Source organism: Candidatus Puniceispirillum marinum IMCC1322 (assembly GCF_000024465.1).
Taxonomy (GTDB): Bacteria; Pseudomonadota; Alphaproteobacteria; order Puniceispirillales; family Puniceispirillaceae; genus Puniceispirillum; species Puniceispirillum marinum.
Genome location: NC_014010.1, coordinates 928,438 through 941,213 on the forward strand (window position 1 = coordinate 928,438; position 12,776 = coordinate 941,213).

Below are 12,776 nucleotides of genomic sequence, written 5' to 3' on the forward strand. Positions count from 1 at the left end.
TGGAATCAGCTGGATATAGGCGCGCTGACGCCTTCTGACAGGCATGCCAAAACTGGTCATTTGGGTGCCATTTTGCTGGCGTCCTGTCCGGGGTTGCGGGGGCATGGCATCGCCAATGATGATGATATTAAAACCGATATTGAAACACTGGCGGCGGCAGGTGCGGGCGTTATTCTGACATTGCTGGAAGCGGGTGACCGCGTGCGGCTGGGGGTGACAGCGCTTGACGAGATTATTGCCAAGGCCGGACTTGAAGGAGCCAGCTTTCCGATCCGCGATCATGACATTCCGCATAGTGACCAGAGCGCAGCACTTGGCCAGTTGCTTGATGATCTGGAAGCGCGTATCCGCACCGGCCAGAACATAGCGATTCATTGTCAGGCCGGACTGGGTCGCACCGGCATGATGGCAGCTATTTTGCTGGGGCGTTTTGGCATTGATACGGCGGCGGCGATCACGGCGATCAGGCAGGTGCGACCGGGCAGTATCGAAACAGAAGCACAGGAAGATTTTGTCAGGGGATGGGGTTAGACCTATAACAAGCCTAGTTAGTCCAAAGCCGGATCGCGCGCCACAAGGATGGGTGCGGTCAGGGTGGATAGGGATTTATACTGGCATCCTTCGGCGTCAAAATTAGTCATATCAAGCCACGTCGTAAACGCCAGTTTCAGCGCTGGCCATTCGGCGTCAATGGCTGCAAACCATGCGGTATCGCGATTATGCCCTTTGGCAACTAATGCCTGACGGAACACGCCTTCATAGGAAAAGCCTAGCCGCTGCGCCGCGCGGCGCGAGCGCAGATTACGCGCATTACATTTCCATTCATAACGGCGATAGCCAGCCTCAAACGCCCATTGCATCATCATGAACATCGCTTCGGTCGCACCAATGGTCGATTGCAAGGCCGGTGCAAAACAAAGATGCCCAACCTCAATCGATCCGGCAGTTGGATTGATACGCAAATAGGATGCAACACCAACAAAACGGCCTGTTGCATTATCCTGAATGGCGAAAAAGAACACATCCTTTGATGCTGTCATGACCCGCACATAATCGCTGTAATCGGCCAGCGTTGCAAAGGGACCATAGGGCAAATAGTGCCAGATGGCGCCTTTTTCATCTTCGGCAAAGCTGGCAAAAAGTCCGTCAGCGTGAAGATCGGCATCAAGCGGCACAAGCGTAACGTGATCACCTATCAGACCGGTATTTTCAAATCCTGCGTCAAAGGGCGATGGCGGCGGTTGCCAATTAGGTACTTTTGGCCCCAAGATAGATGTAAGATCAATGTCGGACATGATGCCCCCTGTTACTCTGGCTAGATGAACCGAAATCATCCTGTTACAGCCATAACACATTTATAGCATAAGCAGAATTAACCACTGTGATATACCAGCCAGCCATAGACGTATGGTCTGATGAGTTTCTGTCTGCTGTTATTACCGACAGCTGTTAAATTGCCACGTTCGAGGCATGATTTATTGTTGTGGCCTGACCATCATAAGATTATTGCTGTTACGTGTTTCAAGACGTTCCAGATTCACAATGGTCGAGAGCATGAGACGATCATGACTCCAGTCAGCCGGACTGCGCATCATCACCGCGCTCATCATGGTAAATGTAACCAAAGGCACCAAGATCAGCATATATATCAGGCGCGAGCCATGCTTGCGGCCATCATAGCCAGTGAGCGCCAGAATCCGCTGGCGTAACATGCTGTTGCTAATCGCCGGACGCAAGGCATCGATATCAACAAAAGCGACTGACATGCGCATTGTTGACACCGGATTACCCACCATCATTGAACGACGACCCGCGCGCAACAAACATTCGCAATAAGCACGAATATCATAGCGCCGACGCGTGATAAGGGACTGGTCACAAGCCATTTCCCGGAGCCGCCCTACATTTTTTCTGAGCAGATAAAAGGCCGGATTCCAGAAGAATAACGGTTGTAAAAAGGCCAGTGCCATATCCCATTCAACATCACGCTGGCGGAAATGCTGAAGCTCGTGGCTGATCGCCATTCTGACATCAGCCATATCTTCAAGCATGACCTCAGGCAACACAATATAACGCCGCCGCAGACCGCGTGTTGAAAACGGCACCAGAACCGTATCACTAATCAGAAAGGTGACCGAGCCTATGGTACGTAGCGGATGACATGCCTGCAACACCCGGCGCAATGCCAGCAGATTGATAATGGCTTTGAGCAGAAAACCGACTGTGCCAGCAGTGATAAGCATGGCAAGAGTCACCATGAAGGTACCCGATTGACCAACAAAATCACGGACAAAATGGCTAGGCGCATCAATCAGCAACTGCATTGTCGATGGTTTGATTTCATAATCACCGTCAAGATAATGCGCAACGATGAGATCAAAGACATTCAACGAATATTGGGAAATGATACCATCAGCAAGATAGATCACCACAGGACATAAAGCCCCTGCCAGCATGACGCCATTGAGTAAGCGCAATTGCGCATCATAAGCCCCCGCAAGCCCGGTTCTGGACAAGATACGCACGGCAAGCCACCATAAGGCAAAAATCACAAATAGTAGCAAATTTGCATCAATATAGGCGTTCACCACCAGTTCATTTAACAACAGATCATTTAGCATTTTTTTCAAGCCTCCGATCCAACAGTTCACGCATTTCAGAAAGCATGTCTTCGGTCAGGTTCTCATCATCGACAAGACGCGCCACCATAGCTGATGGTGTATTGTCAAAAAGCTTTTGCGACACATTCATTAAATAGGTTGATTGATAGTCCTCTTTTTCAATAAGCGGTTTATAGATGAAAGACTTTTCCGAGCGTTCACTCACTAAAAAATTCTTTTGTTCAAGGATACGCAAAATCGTTGATGCCGAAGTATAGGCAAGATCACGGTCAGCATCCAGCTGTGCCATAACCTGGCGTACAGTACCCCCATTGATCTGCCAAACAGCACTCATAAATTCCAACTCGACTTCGGTTAAAATCATGCTGTTTTTCTTCTGCCGCATCAAACATTCCTCATATACCCATTAACATATTCGCTTAGTAAACACGAAAAATCCGGCTTTGCAAAGCCTTGGGCATCAGGCCAATTTGCCAAGCCATGCTGCCGTATCAAGCATCCGGTTTGAAAAACCCCATTCATTGTCATACCACGTCAGGATACGAACAAAATTGCCATCCATCACCCGGGTCTGTTCACCGGCAAAGATCGATGAATGCGGGTCATGGTTCATGTCCATCGAGACAACCTTATCCATGGTGAAATCAAGCACATTTGCCATAGCGCCTTTTGCCGCCGCCGCAATGGCATCATTGATTTCTTCACTGGTGGTATCGCGGCCAGCCTCGAAGGTCAGATCGACAACCGATACATTCGGTGTTGGCACGCGCACGGCAACACCATCAAGCTTGCCCGACAATTCAGGCAGAACCAGACCAACCGCCTTGGCCGCCCCGGTTGAGGTCGGGATCATATTGACCGCCGCCGCCCGCGCCCGATAAAGATCATTATGGAACGCATCCAAGGTCGGCTGGTCGCCCGTATAGCTGTGAATTGTGGTCATGAAACCACGTTTGATACCAACCGTGTCATGCAACACTTTGGCTACAGGTGCCAGACAGTTTGTCGTGCAAGACGCGTTGGAGATAATACGATCATCGGCGGTCAATGTATGATGATTGACGCCATAGACGATGGTTTTATCCGCATCAGCGCCCGGTGCCGAAATAAGCACGCGCGATGCCCCACTTTGCAGATGAATTGCAGCCTTGTCACGCGCGGTAAAGACACCTGTGCATTCCAGCACAACATCAACATCGCCCCACGGCAAGGCGGCGGGATCACGCTCAGCCGAAACAGCAATTTTGCCCAGACCAAAATCAAGGCTATTGCCATCTACGGTGATGTCGCCTTTGAAACGACCATGAGCGCTATCATAACGTAGCAAATGCGCGCCCGTTTCGATAGGGCCCAGATCATTGATGGCAACAAGTTGAATGTCATCTCGTCCAGATTCGACAAGCGCACGCACGATGTTCCGGCCAATGCGACCGAAACCGTTAATAGCAACCTTGGTAGTCAATTTAAAGTCTCCTGAGATAGGGGTGGGGGATTTGCTTTAGGATTCCGGATCGTGCAACAAGCGGGCAACCGCCTGTTTCCATCCAGCATATAGGGTATCAGAATAGTCACGATCAAGGTTTGGTTCAAACCGTTTTTCCAGTTTCCAGCTGGCGGCAAATTCATCTGGTGGCGCGCAGATACCGGCTGCCAGTCCAGCCAGATAGGCCGCACCAAGCGCCGTGGTTTCGGTTATAACCGGACGATCCACCGGCGCGCCAAGCTGGTTCGATAGCATCTGCATCGCCCAGTTATTGGCAACCATACCGCCATCGATACGCAAAACCGTTTCGCCTGTATTATGCCAGTCGGCGCTCATCGCTTCGGTTAGATCGCGGGTCTGATAGGCAACGCTTTCCAGCGCGGCCTTGGCAATTTCGGCAGGCCCTGTATTGCGGGTCAGGCCAAATATGGCACCGCGGCAATCGGCATTCCAGTATGGCGCGCCCAGACCGGTAAAGGCCGGCACCAGATAGACCTGTTCGGTATCGCTGGCACTTTCGGCCAGGGCTTGGGTTTCGGAGGCAGAGGAAATGATCTTCAGACCATCGCGCAGCCATTGCACAACAGCACCAGCGATGAAGATCGAACCTTCAAGCGCATAGGTTGGTTTGCCATCAAGCTGATAGGCGATTGTGGTCAAAAGACGGTTTGAGGAATAGACGATTTTATCGCCTGTGTTCATCAAGGCAAAGCAACCCGTGCCATAGGTCGATTTAATCATGCCTGGCTGAAAACAGGCCTGACCAACGGTGGCTGCCTGTTGATCACCCGCGACGCCAAGAATGGGAATGGCCGCGCCGTCAAACAAATCATCATGTGTGGTGCCAAAATGGCCTGAACTGTCTTTGACCTCGGGCAGCATATGCGCGGGGATCTCAAATAAATCCAGCAACTCCTGATCCCAGCAGCCTTCGGCGATATTATACAGCATCGTGCGTGCCGCATTGGTGGCATCGGTGACATGCGCCGCCTGCCCGGTAAGACGCCAGATGATATAGCTATCGACCGTGCCAAACAGCAAATCGCCTGCCTTGGCGCGCGCCATCGCCCCATCAACATGGGTCAAAATCCAGTGTAGCTTGGTCGCCGAAAAATACGGATCAAGCAATAAGCCAGTTTTGCCCGCGACCATATCTTCATGGCCGGCGGCCTTGAGATCGCGGCAATAATCGGCGGTGCGGCGGTCCTGCCAGACAATCGCCGGATAGATCGCCTTGCCAGTATGTTTATCCCATACAAGGGTGGTCTCGCGCTGGTTGGTGATGCCGATGGCGGCAATAGCGCCGGCGTTGATATCCAGAGCTTTGAGCGCCTGCTGGCACATATCAATGGTTGTTGACCAAAGGTCTTCGGGGTCATGCTCGACCCAGCCAGATTGCGGAAAATGCTGGGTGAATTCAGCCTGGGCGGTGGTAAGCGGCTTTAGATCACGATCAAAGATAATCGCACGGCTTGAAGTCGTGCCCTGATCAATGGCAAGGATATAATCCTTTTGCATCTATTTCCCCCTTATACATGTCGCCTAGACTTTCCAGAAACACAGAATACTGGCAACAATCGATATGGCAAGTGGCCACCATAGAGGTGTACCAACAAATCCAAGCCATGCCAAAAAGATATATGAACTACCCAGTAAAGAAATGAATAGCCGATCCCCGCGGGTGGTGGTCAGACCCAGCACGCCTTTGCGTTCCTGTCCGCCAGGATATTTGATTTCCAGCACAATCAGCACTGCCATCGCCGAGAAAATGCCAACAAAGACCAATGCGGTCGGTAATGTCCATGCCATCCAGCTCAGCATTATACCCTCCCCATCGCAAAACCCTTGGCGATATAATTGCGGACAAAATAAATCACAATCGCCCCCGGAATGATGGTCAAGGTGCCAGCCGCCGCCAGCAAGCCAAGTTCATATCCAGCACTTGACGCGGTCTTGGTCATGGTCGCGGCAATCGGCTTGGCCGCCACCGCCGTCAGGGTTTTGGCCAGCAACAGTTCAACCCATGAAAACATGAAACAGAAAAATGCCGCCACACCAACGCCCGCCTTGATCGTCGGAATGAAGACGGTGACAAAAAAGCGCGGAAAGGAATAGCCGTCAACATAGGCGGTTTCATCAAGCTCTTTGGGAATGGATTGCATAAAGCCTTCGAGAATCCAAACCGCCAGAGGAATGTTGAACAGGCAATGCGCCAACGCCACCGCCAGATGCGTATCAAACAAGCCAACCGCCGAATATAGCTGGAAAAACGGCAAGGCAAACACCGCCGCCGGTGCCATACGGTTGGTCAAGAGCCAGAAAAACAGATGCTTGTCACCAAGGAAGCTAAACCGCGAGAAAGCATAAGCCGCCGGTAACGCCACAATCACCGAAATGACCGTATTGATCGATACATAGGTGATCGAATTGATATAACCCCAATACCAGGTCGGATCAGTAAAGATCACCCGGTAATTATCCAGCGTCCAGGTCTGGGGGAATAGCGAAAATCCCGATAGGATTTCGCCTGTTGTCTTGAAGCTCATCGCCACCAACCAATAGATTGGCAACATCAGAAACAGGATGTAGAGCAGTGGAACGATATGGCGTTTTTGCATCTTGATCCCCCTAGTTCGGATTGTCTTTGGTCATCAGCGTGTAGAACAGCCAGCTGACCAGCAAGGTAATAGCAAAATAGATCAACGACATCGCCGCCGCAGGCCCCAGATCGAACTGACCAAGCGCAATCTTGACCAGATCAATCGATAATAAGGTGGTCGAATTACCCGGCCCGCCACCTGTCAGAACGAAAGGTTCGGTATAGATATTAAAGCTGTCCATAAAGCGCAGAAGAATAGCGATGGTCAGAACCGTCTTCATTTTAGGCAACTGAATGAACCGGAAAATAGCCCAGTTACTGGCGCCATCAATCTTGGCAGCCTGATAATAAGCCTCGGGGATCGATACCAGCCCCGCATAAGCCAGCAACACAACCAGCGACGTCCAGTGCCACGCATCCATAACGATGATGGTAATCCAGGCGGCAAGCGGGTCTTGCGTCATATTGTAATTGATCCCCAGCACGTCATTCATGAAATAGCCAACCAGACCTATGTCAGGCAAGGTGAAGATATTCCACATAGCACCAACGACATTCCACGGAATCAACATCGGCAAGGCCATCGTCACCAGACAGACCGAAACCCAGATGCCCTTGCGCGGCATTGATAAGGCAATGGCGACCCCAAGTGGCACCTCAATCACCAGAATAAGACCGGTGAACAGAAACTGGCGTCCCAAGGCCGCATGAAAACGTTCAGACCGCAGAATATTTTCAAACCAGTCCAGCCCCTGCCAGAAAAACAGATTATTGCCAAAAGTTTCCTGCACCGAATAATTGACCACCGTCATCATCGGTATCAAGGCATTGAAAGCCACCAGAAGCAGAACCGGCAGAACAAAAAACCACGCTTTTTGATTTTGTGTTTTCATAAGCTATTCCTAGACCTCGCTTGCCAGCCAGCCGTCACAATAAAGGCGTGTCTGATCCTGTTGGAAGGCAAGCTTTACGACATCACCCTGATTGGGAGTATCGCTTTCAATGATCGCCGATAATCTCGTGTCGCCAACCATCGCCTGAATAACGCTGTGACGCCCGACATCGGACACTTTGACAACGGTCGCTTCAAGACCCTTTTTGCCTATGGAGACAAATTCGGGACGAATGCCAATTTCAGTGCGACCCGATATGCCAGCGCGTACCTTGCCTTCAAGCGGCAAAGAATGCCCCTCAAAAAAAGCACCTTTGTCACGGATTTCACAAGGCAAGACATTCATGCCCGGAGAGCCAATGAAATGCCCGACAAAGGTGTGCGCCGGACGGGAAAACAATTCAACAGGGGTGCCAATCTGGACAATTTCGCCTTCATCCATAACCACAACCTGATCAGCAAAGGTCAAGGCCTCGGTCTGGTCATGGGTGACATAAATCATGGTGAGTTTGACACGCTGATGCAGTTCTTTGAGCTTGGACCGTAATTTCCATTTCAGATGCGGATCAATCACCGTCAATGGTTCGTCAAACATCACAACATTTACATTGTCGCGCACCAAACCACGCCCCATCGACAGCTTTTGCTTATTATCAGGTGACAAGCCTGACGCGCGACGGCCAAGCAAGTCCTGTACCTCAAGCAGAGTGGCGATTTCCTGAACACGCTGGTCGATTTTTGCCGCATCAACACCGCGGTTGCGCAACGGAAAGGCCAGATTATCATATACTGACATGGTGTCGTAGATTACCGGAAACTGGAAAACCTGGGCGATATTACGCTGATCAGGTGACAGGTCGGTAACATCCACGCCATCAAACAGAATACGCCCTTCAGACGGTGTCAGAAGACCCGAGATAATATTCAGCAAGGTTGATTTACCACAACCAGATGGCCCAAGCAGGGCGTAAGCACCCCCATCGTTCCAATCAAGATCGATATGTTTGAGCGCATAATCATCGCGCGAGGCCGGATCAGGTGAATAGCTATGCCGAAGATTTGAGAGGGTTATCTTTGCCATACTATCTCCTATGCCACCAGCTGGCCATCGGGTGAAAAGAAAAAGCAATGTGCCGGATCCATGTAAAAGGTCCGATCCGCGCCAATTTCATAAGGGTGGATGCCATGCGCCAGCGAGACCCAGTTCTGACCTGCGAAACTGAAATGCGCACTGCTTTCAGACCCACTGAGTTCGGTCACCGTAATCATGCCTGTCACCGCGACAGTCGCCGCCTTGGTTTTAACAGGTAAAACATTATTAGGACGGATCGCCATAATATAGCTGCCATCAGACAGTGATGCGGTGGTGCCGTTGGCCGTCCATTCAACAGATGCCGCATCAAGCTTAAATGTGGCGCCCTTTTTGGTAACAGTGATCTGGTTGATAGGCGGGTCAGAAAAGACGCTGGCCGATACAATATCCATCGGCTGGCGATAAATATCCGCCGTATTGCCAAACTGCGTCACATGGCCATCATGCACCAAACCGGTTTTACCACCAAGCAAAAGGGCTTCTTCAGGCTCGGAGGTCGCATAGACAACAACGGTACCCCGACCAGCAAATAATTCAGGTAATTGTTCGCGTAATTCTTCGCGCAATTTATAATCCAGATTGGCTAGCGGCTCATCAAGAAACACTGCATTGCTTTGCTTGGCAATCGCCCGGGCTAGCGCGGTACGCTGTTGCTGACCGCCAGAGAGTTCATGCGGATAACGTGACAGCATCGGGCGCAGTTGCAGAATATCTGCCGCATCCTCGACACGTCCTTGGATTTCGGATTTAGCCATGCCAGCCACCTTGAGTGGTGAGGCAATATTATCAAACACAGTCATATGCGGATAATTCACAAAGAACTGATGTACCAAGCTGATATTACGTTTTTGCGTGCTGAGACGCGTTACATCCTGTCCGTCCATGATAATCGAACCAGACGCACAGCGATCCAAACCTGCCATCAATTTGATAAGCGATGTCTTACCTGCACCCGTTTTGCCAAGCAAAACATTAAAATAGCCAGTCTCAAGAACCAGACTGGTATCTTTTATATGTATCTGCCCACCCACCTTTTTGGTGATATTTTTTAATTCGAGGGCCATAGACCTACCTTTAAAACAACATGATCCGGCAAACAACCTGATCCGGCAACAAACCATCCGAAACTGGCGCCATTTCACTATGATCAGCATTCTAGCACTTTAAATCTATCAGGAATAAGCACCGAATATGCGCGTCATATAAGCTTGAAAAGCTGGGGCTACGCGAGCCCCAGCCCAGTTATGGTTCATGCTCGCTAGAACATGATTTTGCTACAAGTCAGACTAGCCTAGTTACTGGCTTAGTTACTGGCTTAGTTACTGGCCCCCTAATTACTGGCCCAGCGTGCAACAAGCTGATCGTAATTGACAGTCTTACCTGCTGGCTTTTCATTCGCAAGCGGTGGCTTAGCACCACCATTCTTATACCAATAGGCCGCGTCTTTTTCTTCGTTCAGACGAGGACCACAACCACCATATACATTGGCGGCTTCGTCAGCTGCCTGCATACGTGCCATTGTGATGTCCATTTCTTCGGCCAGACGATCCATAGCTTGCTGTGGAGTAAAGGCACCAGAGTTCACGTCACCGATCTGTTGCCACCAGATTTGAGCCAGCTTTGGATAATCAGGAACGTTAATACCTGTTGGTGACCAGCGTACACGGTCAGGTGAACGATAGAATTCTACCAGACCACCAAGATTTTCTGCACGCTCTGAGAATGACTGGTGATTAACAGTACTGTCACGAATGAAGGTCAGACCAACATGTGACTTCTTCACGTCAACTGTCTTTGAGACAACAAACTGAGCGTATAGCCATGCCGCCTTGGCACGATCCAAAGGTGTTGACTTGAGGATAGTCCAAGAACCTACGTCCTGATAACCAACCTTCTGGCCTTCTTCCCAATATGGACCGTGCGGGCTAGGTGCCATGCGCCATAGTGGCTTGCCGTCACCGTCAACAGTGTTATTGCCTTCTGACTTTGGCTTTACCATATCGGCGGTAAAGGCTGTGTACCAGAAGATCTGCTGGGCAACGTTACCCTGGCTCAGAGCTGGCAATGACTGATAGAAGTCAAATGATGCTGCACCTGGAGGGGCATAGTTGCGAAGCCATTCGTCCCATTTACGGATCGCGTAAACAGCGGCGGGGCCGTTCGCAGCACCACCACGGGCAACAGATGCACCTGATGGGTTACATGAACCAGCTTCCATACGGATACCCCATTCATCAATCGGAATGCCGTTTGGCTCACCTTTTGAACCGGTACCTGCCATTGATAGCCACGCATCAGTCATACGCCAGCCCAAGTCAGGCGCACGCTTGCCGTAATCCATGTGTCCAAAGATTTCAACGCCATCGATATTCTTGACGTCCTTTGAGAAAAACTCAGCAATGTCTTCGTAAGCAGACCAGTTTACCGGTACGCCTAGATCATAGCCATATTTTGCCTTAAACGCCTTTTGCAGATCAGGACGATCAAACCAGTCTTTACGGAACCAGTACAGATTCGCGAATTGCTGATCAGGAAGCTGATACAGATCGCCATCAGGACCCGTGGTAAACTGGGTACCCATGAAATCGCCTAGATCAAGATCAGGATTGGTTACGTCTTTACCGTCACCTGCCATGAAGTCAGTCAGGTTATAGGCCAGCTGCAAACGTGAATGCGTACCGATCAAATCGGAGTCATTAACATAGGCATCATAAAGATTACGCTTTGTTTGCATCTGTGTCTGCACAGCCTGCACAACTTCACCCTCACCAAGAATCTGGTGATTCACCTTAATACCGGTGATGTCTTCAAATGCCTTTGTCAGCACTTCAGATTCATATGAGTGCGTTGGAATGCCTTCAGACAGAACATTGATTTCCATGCCATTAAATGGCGAAGCGGCGTCAATGAACCACTGCATCTCGGCAGCCTGTTCGGCTTTTGATAGGGTCGATGGCTGAAATTCATCATCGATCCATTTTTTCGCTGCGGCCATGTCGGCCATAGCTGAAGATGCCCCGGCTATTGCAACAGCTGCAGCAACCGCGGACAAAAGATATGTACGCATTTTATATCCTCCCTAACATTTTTAGCGCCATCAATTCGGCTTATTCCAATCTTCATACGAACATGAAGCGAATGTCAAACTAAAAATTTAGTCGTTAAAATACTAAATTTTGGCATTTTACCGGTAAAATTGAGTGATTTGATGCGCGTTATATGTTCGCTATCGATTAAACGCGCACAAAACGAAAATATTTCGTGCGTTTTTAATATAGGTGCGCTACATGATTATTGTCTGGAGATTTTGATGACGCTTAACATAAGACAAAATGAAATTATCGACTTACTCCGCGATAATAGCAAAGTTGACGTTGATGAATTAGTGGCGCGTTTTGATGTAACGGCGCAAACAGTCCGGCGTGATCTGGGCGATTTATGCGACCGTGGATTAGCGATGCGTACACATGGTGGTGCCCGCCGTGTGGTATCAACATCAAGCCGGGGTTATGAAGAAAGACGGTTGTCCTATGCTGTCGAGAAAGCCGCGATCGGCAAACAAGCGGCGCATTTGATCCCCGATAATTGTTCGGTATTTCTGAATATCGGCACCACAACCGAACAGGTGGCCAAGGCATTGACCACGCATAATGATCTAACGGTCATTTCAAATAATATTAACGTGATCCAAATTTTCCTGACTGCGCAGCTTCGCGAACTGGTTCTGGTCGGGGGCGCAGTGCGCAAGAGCGATGGCGCCATCGTTGGTAATCAGGCGGTTGAGTTCATCGGCCGTTATAAAGCCGATTTTGCCGTTATCGGCGCGTCATCGCTGGATAGTGACGGATCAGTGCTGGATTTTGATGATCGTGAGGTGGCGGTGGCGCGCGCCATTATCCGTAATGCCCGTATCAAAGTGCTGGTGGCTGATATTTCGAAATTCGAAAGTGACGCACCGGTGCGAATCTGTGATGTGTCGGAACTTGATTATGTCATTACCGATGCGCGGCCACCAGACGCATTCTGTGCTGCTGCCGAGGCCGCCAATACATCGATAATTATCGTCAATGACACAAACTAGGCAGAGC

13 protein-coding genes are annotated in these 12,776 nt (G+C 50.1%); 2 read left to right on the forward strand and 11 right to left on the reverse strand.

The annotated features are described in order from the left end of the window. Positions 1-60 precede the first annotated feature (60 nt). Positions 61-531, forward strand: coding sequence for a phosphatase domain-containing protein (locus SAR116_RS13215; protein ID WP_049757484.1), 471 nt, complete (start codon positions 61-63; stop codon positions 529-531). A gap of 17 nt (positions 532-548) precedes the next feature. Here the strand turns inward: SAR116_RS13215 and SAR116_RS04500 are convergent, their stop codons facing one another. The 11 genes from SAR116_RS04500 to SAR116_RS04550 form a co-directional block, all read right to left on the reverse strand. After that, positions 549-1,295, reverse strand: coding sequence for a GNAT family N-acetyltransferase (locus SAR116_RS04500; RefSeq protein WP_013045752.1), 747 nt, complete (start codon positions 1,293-1,295; stop codon positions 549-551). Positions 1,296-1,475: 180 nt separating this feature from the next. Beyond that, positions 1,476-2,621: a M56 family metallopeptidase gene (locus tag SAR116_RS04505; RefSeq protein WP_013045753.1), complete on the reverse strand. Its 1,146-nt coding sequence runs from the start codon at positions 2,619-2,621 to the stop codon at positions 1,476-1,478. Then, positions 2,611-3,006: a BlaI/MecI/CopY family transcriptional regulator gene (locus SAR116_RS04510; protein WP_013045754.1), complete on the reverse strand. Its 396-nt coding sequence runs from the start codon at positions 3,004-3,006 to the stop codon at positions 2,611-2,613. The genes SAR116_RS04505 and SAR116_RS04510 overlap by 11 nt, the downstream gene beginning before the upstream one ends. 75 nt (positions 3,007-3,081) lie before the next feature. After that, on the reverse strand, positions 3,082-4,083 hold the full coding sequence (gap, locus tag SAR116_RS04515; protein ID WP_013045755.1) for a type I glyceraldehyde-3-phosphate dehydrogenase: 1,002 nt from the start codon (positions 4,081-4,083) through the stop codon (positions 3,082-3,084). Positions 4,084-4,119: 36 nt separating this feature from the next. Further along, positions 4,120-5,622, reverse strand: a complete 1,503-nt coding sequence (gene glpK / locus SAR116_RS04520; protein ID WP_013045756.1) for a glycerol kinase GlpK — start codon at positions 5,620-5,622, stop codon at positions 4,120-4,122. 24 nt (positions 5,623-5,646) lie between these two features. Beyond that, positions 5,647-5,925: a DUF2160 domain-containing protein gene (locus SAR116_RS04525; RefSeq protein ID WP_013045757.1), complete on the reverse strand. Its 279-nt coding sequence runs from the start codon at positions 5,923-5,925 to the stop codon at positions 5,647-5,649. Then, positions 5,925-6,722, reverse strand: coding sequence for a carbohydrate ABC transporter permease (locus tag SAR116_RS04530; RefSeq protein ID WP_013045758.1), 798 nt, complete (start codon positions 6,720-6,722; stop codon positions 5,925-5,927). Before SAR116_RS04530 ends, SAR116_RS04525 begins: the two co-directional genes overlap by 1 nt. A 10-nt stretch (positions 6,723-6,732) precedes the next feature. Continuing rightward, positions 6,733-7,596, reverse strand: a complete 864-nt coding sequence (locus SAR116_RS04535; protein WP_013045759.1) for a carbohydrate ABC transporter permease — start codon at positions 7,594-7,596, stop codon at positions 6,733-6,735. 9 nt (positions 7,597-7,605) lie between these two features. Continuing rightward, on the reverse strand, positions 7,606-8,676 hold the full coding sequence (locus SAR116_RS04540) for an ABC transporter ATP-binding protein (protein WP_013045760.1): 1,071 nt from the start codon (positions 8,674-8,676) through the stop codon (positions 7,606-7,608). A gap of 8 nt (positions 8,677-8,684) precedes the next feature. Next, on the reverse strand, positions 8,685-9,752 hold the full coding sequence (locus SAR116_RS04545) for an ABC transporter ATP-binding protein (protein WP_013045761.1): 1,068 nt from the start codon (positions 9,750-9,752) through the stop codon (positions 8,685-8,687). Between the two features lie 266 nt (positions 9,753-10,018). Next, positions 10,019-11,755 carry an ABC transporter substrate-binding protein gene (locus SAR116_RS04550; RefSeq protein WP_013045762.1) on the reverse strand — a complete coding sequence of 579 codons (1,737 nt, stop codon included), beginning with the start codon at positions 11,753-11,755 and terminating at the stop codon, positions 10,019-10,021. 243 nt (positions 11,756-11,998) lie between these two features. On the opposite strand from SAR116_RS04550, the gene SAR116_RS04555 reads away from it, so the two are divergent. Then, the gene (locus SAR116_RS04555; protein ID WP_041861151.1) at positions 11,999-12,769 is read left to right on the forward strand and encodes a DeoR/GlpR family DNA-binding transcription regulator; all 771 of its coding nucleotides are present in this window, start codon (positions 11,999-12,001) and stop codon (positions 12,767-12,769) included. Positions 12,770-12,776 lie beyond the last annotated feature (7 nt).

Excerpts from the sequence above, each read along its gene's own strand:
- SAR116_RS04500 (WP_013045752.1), bottom strand. The coding sequence starts at position 1,295 with ATGTCCGACATTGATCTTACATCTATCTTGGGGCCAAAAGTACCTAAT.
- SAR116_RS04505 (WP_013045753.1), bottom strand. The coding sequence starts at position 2,621 with ATGCTAAATGATCTGTTGTTAAATGAACTGGTGGTGAACGCCTATATT.
- SAR116_RS04510 (WP_013045754.1), bottom strand. The coding sequence starts at position 3,006 with ATGCGGCAGAAGAAAAACAGCATGATTTTAACCGAAGTCGAGTTGGAA.
- glpK (WP_013045756.1), bottom strand. The coding sequence starts at position 5,622 with ATGCAAAAGGATTATATCCTTGCCATTGATCAGGGCACGACTTCAAGC.
- SAR116_RS04525 (WP_013045757.1), bottom strand. The coding sequence starts at position 5,925 with ATGCTGAGCTGGATGGCATGGACATTACCGACCGCATTGGTCTTTGTT.
- SAR116_RS04530 (WP_013045758.1), bottom strand. The coding sequence starts at position 6,722 with ATGCAAAAACGCCATATCGTTCCACTGCTCTACATCCTGTTTCTGATG.
- SAR116_RS04535 (WP_013045759.1), bottom strand. The coding sequence starts at position 7,596 with ATGAAAACACAAAATCAAAAAGCGTGGTTTTTTGTTCTGCCGGTTCTG.
- SAR116_RS04540 (WP_013045760.1), bottom strand. The coding sequence starts at position 8,676 with ATGGCAAAGATAACCCTCTCAAATCTTCGGCATAGCTATTCACCTGAT.
- SAR116_RS04545 (WP_013045761.1), bottom strand. The coding sequence starts at position 9,752 with ATGGCCCTCGAATTAAAAAATATCACCAAAAAGGTGGGTGGGCAGATA.
- SAR116_RS04550 (WP_013045762.1), bottom strand. The coding sequence starts at position 11,755 with ATGCGTACATATCTTTTGTCCGCGGTTGCTGCAGCTGTTGCAATAGCC.
- SAR116_RS04555 (WP_041861151.1), top strand. The coding sequence starts at position 11,999 with ATGACGCTTAACATAAGACAAAATGAAATTATCGACTTACTCCGCGAT.